This is a genomic window from Pseudonocardia sp. (assembly GCF_029263155.1).
Taxonomy (GTDB): Bacteria; Actinomycetota; Actinomycetes; order Mycobacteriales; family Pseudonocardiaceae; genus Pseudonocardia.
The window spans coordinates 1-16,086 of sequence record NZ_JAJCYB010000056.1; the positions used below are offsets into that span (position 1 = coordinate 1).

Annotated in this window: 12 protein-coding genes; 2 read left to right on the forward strand and 10 right to left on the reverse strand. The window is 75.9% G+C overall.

What is annotated here, in order from left to right; all coding sequences use genetic code 11:
* Positions 1–52 precede the first annotated feature (52 nt).
* Positions 53–3,313: an ATP-dependent DNA helicase gene (locus tag Q1K26_RS10820; protein ID WP_363320462.1), complete on the reverse strand. Its 3,261-nt coding sequence runs from the start codon at positions 3,311–3,313 to the stop codon at positions 53–55.
* A 125-nt stretch (positions 3,314–3,438) separates the two neighbouring features.
* On the opposite strand from Q1K26_RS10820, the gene Q1K26_RS10825 reads away from it, so the two are divergent.
* Both Q1K26_RS10825 and Q1K26_RS10830 read left to right on the forward strand, forming a co-directional pair.
* On the forward strand, positions 3,439–4,194 hold the full coding sequence (locus Q1K26_RS10825) for an alpha/beta hydrolase (RefSeq protein ID WP_300009971.1): 756 nt from the start codon (positions 3,439–3,441) through the stop codon (positions 4,192–4,194).
* Between the two features lie 8 nt (positions 4,195–4,202).
* Positions 4,203–4,475, forward strand: coding sequence for an MGMT family protein (locus Q1K26_RS10830; protein WP_300009974.1), 273 nt, complete (start codon positions 4,203–4,205; stop codon positions 4,473–4,475).
* A gap of 23 nt (positions 4,476–4,498) precedes the next feature.
* Here Q1K26_RS10830 and Q1K26_RS10835 read toward each other — a convergent pair whose 3' ends face one another.
* The 9 genes from Q1K26_RS10835 to Q1K26_RS10875 form a co-directional block, all read right to left on the reverse strand.
* Positions 4,499–5,179 carry a CbiX/SirB N-terminal domain-containing protein gene (locus tag Q1K26_RS10835; protein ID WP_300009977.1) on the reverse strand — a complete coding sequence of 227 codons (681 nt, stop codon included), beginning with the start codon at positions 5,177–5,179 and terminating at the stop codon, positions 4,499–4,501.
* Complete coding sequence (locus tag Q1K26_RS10840) at positions 5,176–6,354, reverse strand: uroporphyrinogen-III synthase (RefSeq protein WP_300009980.1); 1,179 nt, start codon at positions 6,352–6,354, stop codon at positions 5,176–5,178. The genes Q1K26_RS10835 and Q1K26_RS10840 overlap by 4 nt, the downstream gene beginning before the upstream one ends.
* Before the next feature lie 5 nt (positions 6,355–6,359).
* Positions 6,360–6,692 (reverse strand): nitrite reductase small subunit NirD, encoded by a 333-nt coding sequence (gene nirD, locus Q1K26_RS10845; protein ID WP_300010310.1) that lies wholly within the window; start codon positions 6,690–6,692, stop codon positions 6,360–6,362.
* 59 nt (positions 6,693–6,751) lie between these two features.
* Complete coding sequence (gene nirB, locus Q1K26_RS10850) at positions 6,752–9,250, reverse strand: nitrite reductase large subunit NirB (RefSeq protein WP_300009983.1); 2,499 nt, start codon at positions 9,248–9,250, stop codon at positions 6,752–6,754.
* Positions 9,247–10,707, reverse strand: a complete 1,461-nt coding sequence (locus tag Q1K26_RS10855; RefSeq protein WP_300009986.1) for an FAD-dependent oxidoreductase — start codon at positions 10,705–10,707, stop codon at positions 9,247–9,249. Before Q1K26_RS10855 ends, nirB begins: the two co-directional genes overlap by 4 nt.
* A 318-nt stretch (positions 10,708–11,025) precedes the next feature.
* Complete coding sequence (locus tag Q1K26_RS10860) at positions 11,026–13,092, reverse strand: molybdopterin oxidoreductase family protein (RefSeq protein WP_300009990.1); 2,067 nt, start codon at positions 13,090–13,092, stop codon at positions 11,026–11,028.
* Entirely contained in the window at positions 13,089–14,474 is a 1,386-nt protein-coding gene (locus Q1K26_RS10865) for a nitrate/nitrite transporter (protein WP_300009993.1), read from the reverse strand. The genes Q1K26_RS10860 and Q1K26_RS10865 overlap by 4 nt, the downstream gene beginning before the upstream one ends.
* A gap of 128 nt (positions 14,475–14,602) precedes the next feature.
* Positions 14,603–15,178, reverse strand: coding sequence for a Uma2 family endonuclease (locus Q1K26_RS10870; protein ID WP_300009996.1), 576 nt, complete (start codon positions 15,176–15,178; stop codon positions 14,603–14,605).
* 40 nt (positions 15,179–15,218) lie between these two features.
* On the reverse strand, positions 15,219–16,043 hold the full coding sequence (locus Q1K26_RS10875; RefSeq protein ID WP_300009999.1) for a TIGR02569 family protein: 825 nt from the start codon (positions 16,041–16,043) through the stop codon (positions 15,219–15,221).
* Between the last annotated feature and the right edge of the window lie 43 nt (positions 16,044–16,086).

Sequence of the window (16,086 nt, forward strand, 5' to 3'; positions counted from 1 at the left end):
TGCGCGAGTGCGTGGGGTGTGCGACCGCGGGGGCCGGTGCAGGCCGGCCGGGCTAGGCCTCCGTGACCGGGCGGCCCGCGCCATGGGCGGGGCAGCTGGTGCGGACCGGGCAGCGGTCGCAGTCGGGGCCCAGGCGGGCGACGAACAGCGACCCGGACGACTGCTCGCCCACCTCGCGCACCACCGCGCGCCAGTGTGCGACGGCGTCGGCGTCGAGCGGGGGCTGCACGGGCTCCTTGACCTCGCCGCTCGCGCGCCGGTCGGCCACGTACACCAGCCGCGCACCACCCGGGCCCGCCGCGGCGTCGACGAGGTCGCCGAACGCCCCCAGCGCCGCGGCCAGCTGGTACACGGCGAGCTGCGGGTGCTCGGCCGCGGCGCGCGCGCTCACCGCCGTCTTCCCGGTCTTGACGTCGATCACGACCGGGCGGCCCTGCGCGTCGGCCTCCAGCCGGTCGACGCGGCCCTTGAGCCGCAGCCACGGCCCGGCGGTGCCGACGTCGACGTCGTCGGGCGGGAGGTCCAGCGCCGCCGGTTGCTCGACGGCGACCAGCCGCAGTCCCTCGGCGCGGCTGGCGCGCACCCACTCGTCGAACGCGGCGAGCATCCCGCGCACGCGGGTGAGCTCGCGGCGGCCGAACCACGGCGCGCCCGCGTCGAGCCGCGCCCACGCCGACCGCAGCGCACCCTCCAGCTCGGCCGGCTCGGCGCCGGCCGCCGCCGCCTGCACGAGCGCGTGCACGAGCGAGCCGGTGACGGCCGCGAGCGCGCCGGAGTCGCCTCCGCCGTGCCGCTCCAGCACCCAGCGCAGCGGGCAGCGCAGGACCTTCTCGACGTCCGACGGCGACACCGGCACCACCTCGCCGGGCACGCGCAGCGGGGTGTCCGACGACAGCGGCGCGAGGCCGTACCACTGGTCGGGATGCGCGGCGGGGACGCCCGCCTCGGCGAGCCGGGCCAGGGACGCGGCCGCGCGGTCGCGCCGGGCGGGGTCGGCGTCCGGTGCGCACACGGCCCGGCGCAGCTCCCCGACCAGCTCGGCGAGCACCAGCGCGCGGCCCGGTCGGTGGACCGGACGCTCGGCGCGCTCGGCGGGCAGCGGGTCGAGCTCGTCGAGGAATCGGGAGGGCAGCTCGTCCTCCCCCTGGCCCTGCCCTCCGCCCACGGCGCTGACCAGCAGCATCGTGCGCGCCCGGGTGCACGCCGAGTAGAACAGACGCCGTTCCTCGGCCAGCAGCGGCGCCATCCGCGACACCGTCTCCTGCGGGCCCGCGATCCCGGCGACGAGGTCGACGAGCCGCTCGTTGCCGAGCAGGCTGCCGCGCAGCCGCAGGTCCGGCCAGGCGCCCTCCTGCACGCCGGGTACCGCGACGACGTCCCACTCCCGGCCGCGCGCGGCGTGCGCGGTCAGCAGCACGACCGCCTCGCCCTGCGGTGCGCGGGCGGCGAGGGTGTCGCCGGGGAGGTGCTGCTCGGTGAGGTACTCGGTGAACCCGGCGACACCCGCGCCGGGCAGCCGGTCGGCGTGCCGGGCGGCGGCGTCGAAGAGGGCGAGCACGGCGTCGAGGTCGCGGTCGGCGGCGGCACCGGCCGGGCCGCCCCGTGCGCTCGACTCGCTCCAGCGCACCGCGAGCCCGCTGCGCTGCCACACCCGCCAGAGCACCTCCTCGGCGCTCTGGCCCTCGCGCACGGCGTCGCCCGCCACGGCCAGCAGCGCCCCGACACGGCGCAGCGGAGCGGTCTCGCCGGCCGGGAGCGCGGCGAGCGGGTCGGGCCGGCCGCGGGCCGCGGCCTGCAGGGCCTCGACGAGCAGCGGATCGCTGCCCTCGACGTCGGCGTCCGCGACGCCCGCGTGCAGCCGCAGCAGCCCGCGACGCAGCCGGCGCATGCGCATCGGGTCGGCCGAGCCGAGCGACGAGGTGAGCAGGGCGGTGGCCGCGTCGGCGTCGAGGTCCTCGGGGCGCGCGGCGTAGCGCAGCACCATCAGCAACGGGACGACGGCGGGCTGGCGGGCGGTGGGCAGCTCGTCGGGTGGCGCCGCGATCGGGACCCCCGCGGCGAGCAGTGCCCGGCGCAGCGTCGGCAGCGAGCGGCGGGTGGAGCGCGACAGCACGGCCATCCGCGACCACGGCACACCGTCGGTGAGGTGCGCGCGGCGCAGCCGGTCGGCGACCCAGCCGGCCTCCTGCGCGGCCGAGGCGAAGATCCGGACGTCGACGAGCCCGGCGTCCGGGTCCTCCCCCGACGGCCCGGTGCGGCGGCGGCCCGGACCCGATCCCGGCAACCGGGCCGCGAGCCGCGCGCCGGCCGCGCGGACCCGGGCCGCGCCGCGGTGGTCGGTGGTGAGGACGACGGTGTCGGCCTCGATCGCGTTCATGCCGTCCGGATCGGCGCCGCGGAAGGTGAGCACCGCCTGGTCGGGGTCGCCGGCCAGCAGCACCGTGCGGGCGGTGGAGCCCAGCGCGCGCACCAGCTCCATCTGCTGGGGGTCGAGGTCCTGGGCGTCGTCGACGAGCAGGTGCTGCACGCGGTGCCGCTCGACGGCGAGCAGCTCCGCGTCGGAGGCGTGCGCGTCGAGCGCGGCCGACACCAGCTCCGCGGCGTCCAGCGCCGGGGCGGTGGCCTGCGGTGCGCTGCGGCCCGCGGCCCCGCGCAGCAGCGTGACCTGCTCGTAGGTGCGGAAGAACCGGCCGGCCGCCCGCCAGGCATCCACCTCGTGCATCTCGCCCAGCCCGGCGAGCTCCTCGGGACCCAGCCCGCGCTCGGCGGCCCGCAGGATCAGCTCGCGCAGCTCGGCGGCGAAGCCGGGCAGGCCCAGCGCGGGGCGCAGCCGGGCGGGCCAGCCCGAGTCGAGGGCCTCCGTGGACAGCTCACCGCCCAACAGGTCGCGCACCACCGCGTCCTGCTCGGCGCTCGCCAGCAGCCGCGGCGGCGGGTCGCCGTGGCGCGCCGCGTGCAGCCGCAGCACGCCGAACGCGTAGGAGTGGACGGTGCGCACCAGCGGCTCGCGCCGCGTGCGCTCGGCCCCCTGCGCGAGGTCGGCCAGCCGTTCCCGGAACTCCCCGGCCGCGCGCCTGCTCCCGACCAGGAGCAACGTGCGCGCCGGGTCCTCGCCCGCGGCCACCCGCTGCGCGAGCGCGGCCAGCAACAGCGTGGTCTTGCCCGTGCCCGGACCGCCGACCACCCGCAGCGGTCCCGCGTCGTGCGCGAGCACCCGCAGCGCGCGCTCGTCCCAGGCGGGCGCGGCGCCGCCGGGCCGCGGGGCACGCACCAGCCCGGGCGCCACGCGGGCGGGGTCGAGGGTCCGGGTCACGGGGGGATGCAACCACGCACCCCCGACAGTCCCGCCGCCGCATTGCAGCAAGGCCACCTTCATGCAACGTGGTTGCGTGAAGGTGGCCTTCCTGCAACGTGGGGAGGCCGTGCGACGATCCCGCCGTGAGCCCCCTGCACCTGCACTCGTTCGGAGACGGCGCCCCGGCGCTCGCCCTGCACGGCGTCACCGGGCACGGGCAGCGCTGGCGGGTGCTCGCCGACGCCCTCCCGCAGCTGCGGATAATCGGGGCCGACCTGCGCGGTCACGGCCGTTCACCGTGGACGCCGCCGTGGGGGTTCGAGCAGCACGTCGCCGACGCACTCGCCGTCCTCGACCGCGAGGGGCTCGACCGGGTCCCCGTCATCGGGCACTCCTTCGGCGCCGCGATCGCCGTGCACCTGGCCCGCGCCGCACCCGAGCGCGTCGAGAAGCTCGTCCTGCTGGACCCGGCGATCGGGCTCGACGCCCAGGACATGCTGGAGACCGCCGAGGAGACCCGCGCCGACGAGTCCTATCCCGATCGTGCCACCGCCCGCGCCGACCGTGCCCGACGCTGGGCGGGCATCGCCGACGACCTGGTCGACGCCGAGCTGGCCGCGCACCTGGTCGCGGACGGCGACCGGTTCCGCTACCGCTACTGCCGCGCGGCGGCCGTCGCGGCCTGGAGCGAGATGGCCCGCCCGGCCGTCACCCCGCCCGCGGGCCTCCCGACGCTGCTGGTGCCGGCCACGAAGGCCGACTTCGTCGCACCCCACTGGGTCGACGCCTGCCGCGCCGCCCTCGGCGACGCCCTCACGGTGGCGCCCGTCGAGTCCGGCCACATGGTGTTCCTGGAGCGCACCGACGAGGTCGCGGGCCACCTCCGCGCGTTCCTCTAGCCGGCGACATGGACGAGGAGACCCTCGAACGGGTGCGGGAGGTCGTCCGCGCGATCCCACCGGGGGAGACGAGCAGCTACGGCGAGGTGGCCGCCCGCGCGGGCCTGCCGGGCCGGGCGCGGCTGGTGGGGCGGATCCTCGCCGAGGACGGCCACGACCTGCCGTGGCACCGCGTCCTGCGCGCCGACGGCAGCTGCGCCCCGCACATCGCGCGGGAGCAGAGCGCCCGCCTCCGGGCCGAGGGTGTCCTCCTGGTCGACGGCCGTCTCCCCCGTCGCTGACCCCGCTCGCGTGTGGCCGAACGTCAGGCCGTCCGCGCGGTCACCGCACGCGCCGCCGCGTAGCGGGCCAGCACCAGGTCGACCACGGCGTCGTGCGCGGCGAGGGGCTCGGCCACGGCGTCCGCGCCGCACCCGGCCAGGGTGCGCTGGAACAGCCCGGGAGCCAGCAGCCAGGACGCGACGGCCACCCGCTGCGCCCCCGCGGCCCGCAGCCCGGCCACGGCGTCGGCGACCCGCGGACCGCCCGTGGCGATGGTCGCGAGCGTGACGGGCCGGCCCAGCTCGCGCCCGAGCCGCCGCGCCGCCAGCGCACCGTCGGCCCGGGCGCACGGATCGCTGGACCCGGCGACGGCCAGCACCACCGCGTCGCCGCCGCGCAGCCCGGCCCCGCGCAGCCGGGCGGCCGCGGCGGCCACGAGCAGGGGGTCGGGCCCGAAGGTCTCCCCGAGCAGCACGTCGGGATGCCCCCGCAGCTGCGCGGGGACGTCGACTCGCACGTGGTATCCGGCGGCCAGGAACATCGGCACGGCGACGCACGGGCCCGGCATCCCGGCGAGGGCGTCGGCGGGGGTCGGCCTGCGGACGTCGACGTAGCAGGCCGCCACCCGCACCCCGAGCGCCGCCCGGACCCGGGCCGCCACCGCCTCGGTGACGACGGCGCCGGCCGGATCGCGCGTGCCGTGCGCCACGAGCAGCAGGTTCACCGGTGGTCCCCGTGCACGCAGTGGCCGCCGACCGGAACGGGCCCGGCGGCGGGATCCAGCGCGAGCCGGTATCCGCGCTTCACGACCGTCTGCACCAGCCGCGGGTTGCCCAGCGACGTGCGCAGGCGCGCCATCGCGCTCTCGACGGCGTGCTCGTCGTCGCCCCCGCCGGGCAGCGCCCGCAGCAGGTCCGCCCGCCCGACGACCCGGCCCGGGCGCCGGGCGAGGCACCGCAGCAGGGCCATCCCGGCGGGCGGGACCGCGCGCAGCTGCCCGTCGACGAGCACGGCGTGGCCGCGCAGCTCCAGCCGGTGCCCGGCGACGGGCAGCCGGCGGGCCCGCGCCGGCATCTCGGCCTCCAGCCGCCGGACCATCGCGCCGAGCCGGGAACGCTGCGGCTGCACGGTCGCGACGTCCTCGGCCTCCAGCGGCGCCGCGGTGACCGGCCCGACGCACAGCGCCAGCACCGGGCCGCGCAGTGCCCGCAGCAGCTCGTCGCGCACGCCGCGTTCGGCACACCGCGACATCAGCCCGGCCGCGGCGGGGGCGCTGGTGAACGCGAGCGCGTCGACGCCGCCCGCGAGCACCGCGTCGATCAACCGGTCCAGCGGCACGATGTCGGCGGGCGGCAGCCAGCGGTAGACCGGCACCTGCACCACCTCGGCCCCGGCGATCTCCAGCGCCTCGACGACGTCGGGCAGCGGCTCGCCGTGCAGCTGGACCGCGATCCGCTTCCCGGCGAGGTCTCCGGCGAGCAGGTACTCCAGCACCTCGGCCGAGGACTCCGACGGCGGCGACCAGGCGTCCACCAGCCCGGACGCCCGGATCGCGCCGCGCGCCTTGGGCCCGCGCGCGAGCAGCGTGCCGGAGCCGAGGGCGGCGAGCAGGTCCTCGCCGACGCCCCAGCCGTCGGCGGCCTCGATCCAGCCGCGGTAGCCGATCCCGGTGGTGGCGACCGTGATGTCCGGCGGCGCCGCGATGAGCCCGCGGGTGGCGGCGAGCAGGTCGGTGTCGTCAGCGACGGGCACGATGCGCAACGCGGGCCCGTGCAGCACGACGGCGCCGCGGCGCTCCATCATCGTGCCGAGCTCCTCGGCGCGGCGCGCGGCGGTGACCCCGACGGTGAAGCCCGCGAGCGGTGGCACGGCGGGGGACGTCTCGACGGGGCTGGTCATCGCGGCTACCACGGTAGCCCGATCTGCACCGAGCCGTCCGTGACGCGCACCGGGTAGGCCGGTACGGCGACCTCCGGGTCGTCCAGGCACTGCCCGTCCACCAGGCCGAAGGCCTGCTTGTAGATCGGCGACGCGACGGTCGGCACACCCCCGCGATCGCCGACGATTCCGCGCGAGAGCACCGCGGCCCCGGAGAACGGGTCGACGTTGCCGATCGCGTACACGGAGCCGTCGTGGGTGCGGAAGACGGCCACCTGGACGTCACCGAACAGCGCGGCGACGCCCCGCTCGGGCAGCAGCCGGTCGTACGCGCACGCGGTCTCCCACCGCACCGTCATTGCAGCAAGGCCACCTTCATGCAGCCTCATTGCGTGAAGGTGGCCTTGCTGCAAGTCCGTCACTGCCCCACCCCCGGCATCCCGAGCCCCACCGGGACGCGTTGGCCGCGTTCCTCGGTGAAGGTGATGGTCGGGTCCGGCGTCTCGGGAGTGTTGACGAAGCTGACGAACCGCGCGAGCTTCTCCTCGTCCTCCAGGACCCCCCGCCATTCGTCGGTGTAGCTGCCCACGTGCGCGTCCATCGCGGCCTCCAGGTCGGCGCAGATCCCGAGCGAGTCGTCCACGACCACCGCGCGCAGGTGGTCGAGACCGCCGTCCAGCGAGGAGATCCACGGCGCCGTGCGCTGCAGCCGGTCGGCGGTGCGGATGTAGAACATCAGGAACCGGTCGACGTAGCGCACGAGCGTCTCGGTGTCCAGGTCGGAGGCGAGCAGCTCGGCGTGGCGCGGGGTGAACCCGCCGTTGCCGCCGACGTAGAGGTTCCAGCCGTTGTCGGTGGCGATGATCCCGAAGTCCTTGCTGCGCGCCTCCGCGCACTCCCGGGCGCACCCCGAGACCCCGGACTTGAACTTGTGCGGTGCCCGCAGCCCGCGGTAGCGCAGCTCCAGCGCGACGGCGAGCCCGACGGAGTCCTGCACGCCGTAGCGGCACCACGTCGTGCCGACGCACGACTTCACCGTGCGCAGCGCCTTGCCGTAGGCGTGGCCGGACTCGAACCCGGCGTCGACGAGCCGGCGCCAGATCGCGGGGAGCTGCTCGACGCGGGCGCCGAACATGTCGATCCGCTGCCCGCCGGTGATCTTGGTGTAGAGGCCGAAGTCGCGGGCCACCTCGCCGATCGTGATCAGCTGGGTCGGGCTCACCTCGCCGCCGGGCAGCCGGGGCACGACCGAGTAGGTGCCGTTGCGCTGCAGGTTGGCCAGGAAGTGGTCGTTGGTGTCCTGCAGCGCGGCCTGCTCGCCGTCGTGGACGTGGCCCGTACCCACCGAGGCGAGGATCGACGCGACGGCGGGCTTGCAGATGTCGCAGCCCCGCCCGGTGCCGTGCCGGGCCACCAGCTCGGAGAACGTCCGGATCCCGGCCCCGGCGACGATCTCGTACAGCTCCGCGCGGGAGAACGCGAAGTGCTCGCACAGCGCAGTGGAGACCTCGACGCCCGACTGCACCAGCAGCGTCCTGAGCATCGGCACGCACGACCCGCAGCTCGTGCCGGCCCGCGTGCACGCCTTGATCGCCGGCACCGTGTCGGCCCCGTCGCCGATCGCGGAGAGGATCGCGCCCTTGGTGACGGCGTTGCACGAGCAGACCTGGGCGCTGTCGGGCAGGGCGTCGGCGCCCAGCTCGACCCCGCCCGGCGCGATCATCGCCACCGGGTCGGCGGGCAGCGCGGCGCCCACCAGCGGGCGCAGCGAGGCGTAGCGCGAGGCGTCCCCGACGAGCACGCCGCCGAGCAGCGTCCGCGCGTCGTCGCTGACGACCAGCTTGGCGTAGGTGCCCGCGACGGGGTCGTTGACGACGACCTCGAGCGCACCGGGCGTGGTGGCCTGCGCGTCGCCGAAGCTGGCGACGTCCACGCCGAGCATCTTGAGCTGCGTGGACATGTCCAGCTCGGCGGGGGTCATCGTGGCCGGGCCGCCGAGCAACCGGTCGGCGACCACCTCGGCCATCGCGTACCCCGGCGCCACGAGCCCGTAGGTGCGGCCCTCCAGCGCGGCGACCTCACCGATCGCCCAGATGCTCTCGTCCGACGTGCGGCAGCGGTTGTCGACGAACACCCCGCCGCGCTCCCCCACCCGCAGGCCCGCGGCCCGGGCCAGCGCGTCGGCGGGGCGGATGCCCGCGGAGAACACCACGATGTCGGCGTCGAGCTCCACGCCGTCGGACAGGGTCGCGGTGAGCCGGCCGCGGTCCTGCGCGATCCCGTTGACCGACACCCCACAGCGCACGGCGAGGTCCGACGACTCGACGAGCCGCCGCAGAAGCGCCCCGCCGCCCTCGTCGACCTGCACCGGCATCAGCCGCGGCGCGATCTCGACGACCTGCGGCGAGAGCCCCAGCGAGCGCAGCGCGCGCGCCGCCTCCAGCCCCAGCAGCCCACCCCCGACGACGACGGCCGAGCGCCGCCCCGCTCCCGGCAGCGCCACGGCGGCCGCGGCGGCGGCCCTGATCGCGTCGAGGTCGTCGAGCGTGCGGTAGACGAAGCAGCCCGGCAGGTCGCGACCGGGTACCGGTGGGACGAACGGCACCGAGCCCGTGGCCAGCACCAGCGCGTCGTAGGGCAGCGTGCGACCGGCTTCCGTGGTGACGGTCCGCGCGTCCCGGTCGATCGCCGTGGCCGGGTCGCCGAGGTGCAGGTCGACGGTGAGCGAGGGCAGCGTCAGGTCCTCGGCACTCACCCCGTCCACGTAGGACGACAGCGCGACGCGGTCGTAGGCGGGCCTGCTCTCCTCGCCCAGCACGGTGATGTGCCACTCGTGCGCGCTGTCGCGGTCGCACAGGGCCTGGACGAGCCGGTGCCCGACCATCCCGTTCCCGATGACGACGAGTTCGCGGGTCATGCAGCCTCCTCGGTCCGGGGATCGGCTTCGGCGAGCCAGGTACAGATGCCGCGCACCGCGTCCCCGCAGCTCCCGCAGCCGGTGGTGGCGCGGGTGGCGCGGGCGAGCGCGGCCGGGTCGGTGGCGCCACCCCGCCACGCGGCGACGAGCGCGCCCTTGGTGACGGTGTTGCAGCGGCAGACGACGGCCGCGTGCGGCAGCCGGCCCGGGTCGGCGGTCTCGACGGCACCGGGCAGCGCGCGGCCCAGCAGCAGCGCCAGCCGGTCGCCGGGTGCGATGGGGATGCCGCCGTCGAAGAACTGGATCATCGACGCGGCGGCGTCCGGCAGCCCGACCACCGCGCCGGCCACCACCTGCTCGCCGGCGAACGCCAGCGCGGCGTAGCGCCCGCCCGCCGGGTCGGAGAACCGGATCACCTCGGGGGCCGGGGTGGCGGAGTCGGAGGCCGGATCGGTGAGCAGCGCCGGGTCGCCGAACGCGGCCAGGTCGATGTCGCGGGCCTTGAGCCGGGTGACGCCGCGGGTGCCGCGGTAGCGGGCGGCCGGGTCGGACCCGGTGAGCAGGTCGGCCAGCACCGCGGCCTGTTCCCAGCCCGGCTGCACGACCCCGGCCACCGCGCCGGCGTGCTGGGCGCAGTCGCCGACGGCGTGCACGCGGTCGTCGGAGGTGGCGAGCCGGTCGTCGACGACGACGCCGTGGTCCACCGCGATCCCGGCATCGGCGGCGAGCGCGGTCTCGGCGCGCACCCCGGTGGCGACGACCAGCGCGTCGGCGGCGACGAGGCCACCGTCGGTCCGGATCCCCGCGCCCGGTTCCCACGCGGTGGCGCGCACGCCGAGGCGGGCGTCCACGCCGAGCCGCCGCAGCGACGCGGCCAGCACCTGCCCAGCACCGGGGTCGATCTGGCGCTCCATCAGGTGCGTGCCGCGGTGCAGCAGCGTGACGCGCGCCCCGCGCCCGGCGAGGCCCCGCGCGGCCTCGCACCCGAGCAGCCCGCCGCCGAGCACGGCGAACCTGGTGCCCGGGCGGGCCAGCGACAGTATCCGCTCGCAGTCGGCGAGGTCGCGGAACGCGGTGACGCCGTCCTTCTCGATCCCGTCCAGCGGCGGGAGGTGGGCCCGGCTGCCGGTGGCGAGCACCAGCTCGTCATAGGGCTCCAGCCCGCCGTCGTCGGTGTGGACGACCCGCGCGGCCCGGTCGATCGCGACGGCCGCGACGCCGGTGCGCAGGTCGATCCGGCGCCGCGCCGCCCAGCCGCCCGGGTAGAGCCCGATCGCCCGGGCCGCCAGCCCGCCGGCCAGCACCGTGGACAGCAGCACCCGGTTGTAGGCGGGCCACCGCTCGGCGCCGAGCACGGTGAGCCGCACGCGACGGCCGTCGGGGTCGCGGCGGCGCACCTCGTCGCAGAACCGGGCCCCCACCATCCCGTTCCCGACCACCACCACGCGCCGACCCATGCGGGCGACGGTAGGTAGCCGGGGTTACGCCCGTGCGGCGCGCGATGACGCCGGGGTTACGCAGCTCGCACACCGGCAGGCGGTGGCGGTGAGCCGGGCCCGCCGGGTCCCGCGATCGGGTCGACCCCGCTCGGGACCGGTTCGCCGGCGGCGTGCTGTTGTACACCGGATCCCAGGCTGTACACCGGTTCCCGGGCCGCCCACGTCGACGACCGCATCCACCTGCCCCGATCGACAGCCCGCGGCAGGCATGATCGCGGATCTGATCACGGAGAGTGGGATTGTGACGGAGCGGAGTCGGTAAGAAATGTGCACCTGTCAACGGTCGACGGGCTCCAGCCGCACCGCGCAGGCCTTGAACTCCGGCATCCGGCTGATCGGGTCCAGGGCCGCGATGGTGACGTTGTTGGCCGCCTGCGCGCCCCCGAAATGGAACGGCAGGAACACGGTGTCCGGCCGCAGCGAGGCGACGCACCGCACCCGGGCCTCCGCGACGCCGCGCCGCGACACGACCCGCGCCCACGCCCCGTCGACGAGACCCGCGCGGGCGGCGGTGTCGGGGTGGCACTCCACGAACGACTCCGGCTCGATCCCGGCCAGCTCCGCGACCCGCCGGGTCTGGGCGCCGGACTGGTAGTGCACCAGCACCCGACCGGTGGTGGCGCGCAGCGGGTGCTCGGCGTCGGGCGGCTCGGCGGCCTCCGTGTGGTCCACCCCGACCAGCCGGGCGCGGCCGTCGGGATGGGCGAAGCGCTCGTCGAACAGGCGTGGGGTGCCGGGATGTTCCTCGGTGGGGCACGGCCAGTGCAGCGCCTCGCCCGCGTCGAGCCGGGCGTAGGAGATGCCCGCGTAGTCGGCGGGCCCGCCCGCGGACGCGAGCCGCAACTCCTCGAACACCTCCCCGGCGTCGGCCGGGAAGCCCGTGACGTCGAGCCGGCCGGCCAGCCCGGAGATCACCTCCAGGTCGGTGCGGACGCCCGGCGGGGGGTGCATCGCCCGGCGCCGCCGCAGCACCCGCCCCTCCAGGTTCGTCATCGTGCCCTCCTCCTCGGCCCACTGGGCCACGGGCAGCACGACGTCGGCGGCCATCGCGGTCTCGCCGGGGAGGAAGTCGGCGACGACGAGCAGGTCCAGCGCGGCGAGCCGGTCGCGCACCGACTCCGCGTCCGGTGCCGACACCCCGATGTTGGACCCGAACACGAGCAGCGCCTTCGGCCCGCCGGGGCGGCCGAGCGCGGCGAGCAGTTCGGAAGCGCTGCGCCCCGGGCCCGGCAGGGACCCCGGATCCACGCCCCATACCCCGGCGACGTGTTCCCGCGCGGCCGGGTCGGTGATCATGCGGTAGCCCGGGAGCTGGTCGGCCTTCTGGCCGTGCTCGCGGCCGCCCTGGCCGTTGCCCTGCCCGGTGATCGTCCCGAAGCCGGACCCCTCGCGCCCGGGGAGCCCGAGCGCGAGGGACAGGTTGATCCACGCCGACACCGTGTCGACGCCGTGCGCGTGCTGCTCGGCGCCGCGGGCGGTCAGCACGTAGCGGTTGGCGGCGCGGGCGAGCCAGCCGACGACCGTGCGCATATCCGCCGCCGCCACCCCGCACACGCGCTCCGCCCGCTCGGGCCACCACTGCGCCGCGACGCTCCACGCGTCGTCGAAACCGGTGGTGCGCCCGGCGAGGTAGTCGAGGTCGACGTGCCCGTCGACGACGGCGGCGTGCAGCATCCCCAGCGCCAGCACGAGGTCGGTGCCCGGCGCGGGTGCCAGGTGCAGGCCGCCGGAGGCGACCGCCCGCTCGGCCGTGGGAGTGCGCCGCGGGTCGATCACCACGAGCCGGGCGCCGGTGAGGTGACCCATCAGCGGCGGCATCGTCTCCGCCACGTTCGCCCCGGCCAGCACCACCACCTCCGCGCCGTCGAGGTCGGTCACCGGGAACGGCAGTCCGCGGTCCACGCCGAACGCCCGGTTGCCGGCCGCGGCGGCCGAGGACATGCAGAACCGGCCGTTGTAGTCGATCTGCGAGGTGCCCAGCGCCACCCGCGCGAACTTGCCCAGCAGGTAGGACTTCTCGTTGGTCAGCCCGCCCGCGCCGAACACGGCGACGGCGTCGGCGCCGTGCCCGGCTCGCAGCGCACGCAGCCTCGTGGCCACGTGCGTGAGTGCGGTGTCCCAGCTCACGGGGGTGAGCGGGGCGTCGCGGGAGGCGCGCAGCAACGGCGTCGTCAGCCGTTCGGGATGGTCGAGCAGCGATCCAGCCGTCCAGCCCTTCTGGCAGAGCCCGCCCCCGTTGGTCGGGAACGCGCGGGCGTCCACCGCCCCGGTGTCGTCGACCCACTGCCCGCACTGCAGCGCGCAGTACGGGCAGTGGGTGGCGGTGCGCCCGGACGTGGTCACACCCGGGCGTAGGCCAGCTGCGAGCGGCCCGGGACCTCGGCCGGGGCGGCGCGCAGGTACAGCGCGTAGGTGATGGCCGTGCAGACCAGGTAGAAGACCAGGAACCCCCAGAACGCCGGGACGCCCGAGGCGGTCGAGGCGAACGACTGCCGGAACGCCAGGTTGATCAGCAGGCCGCCGAGCGCGCCCACCGCGGAGATCAGGCCGATCGCGGCGCCCGACACCCGTCGTGCGTCGTGGAACGCGCGCACCTGGTCGGCGCCCTCCGCGATCTTCGCGACCGCCCGCCTGCGGAAGATCGCGGGGATCATCTTGTAGGTCGAGCCGTTGCCGACACCGGAGAACACGAACAGCCCGATGAACCCCATGGTGAACAGCACGAGCGAGTCCGACCCGGAGGCCATGATGCACACCAGCGTGCTCAGCGCCATCGCCAGGAAGTTCCAGAACGTCACCCGGGCCCCGCCGAGCCGGTCGGACAGCCACCCGCCGACCGGGCGGATCAGCGATCCGAGCAGCGGGCCGACGAAGGTCACCGCGGCCGCCTCCAGCGGCGTCCGACCGAACTGCGTCTGCAGCACCAGCCCGAACGCGAAGCTGTAACCGATGAACGAGCCGAACGTCCCGATGTAGAGGAAGGACATGACCGACGTGTGCGGGTCGCGCAGGGCCATGCCCGCCGCACCGGTGTCGTTGCGGACGCTGGACAGGTTGTCCATCTTCAGCGCCGCCCACACCGACACGACGACGATCAGCGGGATGTAGATCGCCAGCAGGATCCGGGGGTTCGATGTGCCCGCCACGGCGATCACGCCCAGGGCGAGCAGCTGGATCACCGCGACACCGATGTTGCCGCCGCCCGCGTTGAGGCCCAGCGCGAGACCCTTGCGGCCCTCCGGGTAGAAGGTGTTGATGTTCGTCATCGACGAGGCGAAGTTGCCGCCACCGAACCCGGCCAGGGCCGCCATCAGCAGGAAGGTCGAGTAGGACGTGCCCGGCTGCAGCACGAACGCCGCCGCGACCGTCGGCACCAACAGCAGCAGCCCGCTGATCACGGTCCAGTTCCGGCCACCGAAGCGGGCCACCGCGAACGTGTAGGGCACCCGCAGCACGGCCCCGACCAGCGACGCGGTGGAGACCAGCAGGAACTTCGCCGCCGCGTCGAGCCCGTACTCGGGGCCCATGAACAGCACGAACACCGACCACATGGTCCAGACCGAGAACCCGACGTGCTCGACGGCGATGGACGCCCACAGGTTGCGGTTGGCGACCTTCGCCCCCGTCCGCTGCCAGAAACCCGGGTCCTCCGGTTCCCAGTCGTCGATCCAGCGGCCTGCGAGGACCGAGCGGGTGGGGGGTGTCTGCGGTGCCGTCGCCGTCACGCCGGTCCTCTTCTCAGCTCGCCGTATTCGGTCGAGGGCGACGCTAGGAAGGAGGCGTTACCGTGCGGTCCGGATCGTGTGACGTCGGCGGAAACCGGTGCTCACGATGCCCGGGGCGGGGTGTGAGATCAGGCGGGCTCGCCGAGGATCTCCTCGACGGTGATCGCGACGGACGGCAGCAGGGTGGGCCGGAGTTCCTCACCCCGGTGCACGGTGCGGATGAGGCGGTACTCGCCGTCGGCCGGGTCCGTGTGCACGTGTACCCGGCCACCCCCGATGTCGACGATCCAGACCTCAGGAATCCACTCACGTGCGTAGATGGGCACCTTGACCAGGCGATCACGCCGGAGCGACGAGTCCGACACCTCGATGACCAGGAGCACGTCGGAAGCCGTGGGGTGGGCGGACCCGTAGAAGTCGGCGCGCTCCGAGGCCAGGACGAAGTCGGGTTCCGGTTCCGAACTCGGAACGAGCCGAAGGGGGTTCTGCACGACGACCAGAGCCTGCTCACCGACCCTCCGGACGAGGATCCGGTTCACCCGGTTGACCACACTCGAGTGGGGCGGGCCGATCGGTGACATCTCGACGATCTCCCCGTCCAGCAGCTCGACCCGTGACTCGGGGCGGAGGATCCCGACCTCCGACATGCGCTCGTAGTCCTCGACGGTGAAACGCACCGTGGTGAGAAGCGGCTCCGCGGTCATGGGCCAAGAGTAGCGCCGACCACCGACGGCCGGGCCCGCGTCAGAGCAGGGCGGTGACCAGGCCGGCGGCCCGTTCCAGGCCGGGCAGCGTGCGCGTGGAGGCCTCGGGGTGCTGGGCGTGCAGGGCCAGGCGGAACAGCGCGGCGCGCAGCAGCATCTGCGGCCACTCGTCGAGGTGCGCCCACCGCTGCGGCAGCTCGTCGTCGGCTCCGCCCCAGGCCAGCGCGTCGACGACGACCACTGCGGCCGCCCACTCCCTGGGCCGCCACGCCGGGACGAGGTCGATCAGGGCCGGCACGTCCTCGTCGAACAGCACCGCGCCGAACAGCTCCGCGTGCACCACCTGCGGGGGGAGCCGCACGGCGGTGCGGTAGGCGGCGAGCTCGGCGTAGAGCGTGCCGCCGGTGGCCGGGTCCAGGGTGGCGCGGCGCTCGCCCCACGCGGCCGCGGCCGAGCGGGTGAGCAGGTCGTCGCGGTCGTCGAGGACACGCGGCCGGGCGAGGCCCGCGGTGGCCGCGTGCAGCCGGTTGGCCGCCTCGATCACCGCGTCGTAGCGGGGCTCCAGCGCGCCGGGCACGAACCTGCTCGCGGCCCACCCGGCGACGACCCAGCGCCCGTCCGAGGACCGCACGGGGCGCGCCAGCCGCAGGCCGTCCACCTGCAGACCGTCCAGCACCCCGGCCGACCAGGCGGCGACCGCGTTGTCGGGCACCGGCCGGACGAGGACGTCGCCGCAGTGCCAGGCCCGCCTGCCGGCCCAGACGACCGGCCGCGGCTCGGCGTCCTGGACACCGAAGGCGGTGCGGACGTGCGGCGGCAGGGTGGTCCCGGTGGGTCCGCTCGGGAGGACGGGTGCAGCGGTCACGATCGGGCACGGTACCTGCGCGGGGCGCGCCACCGACGGCGCC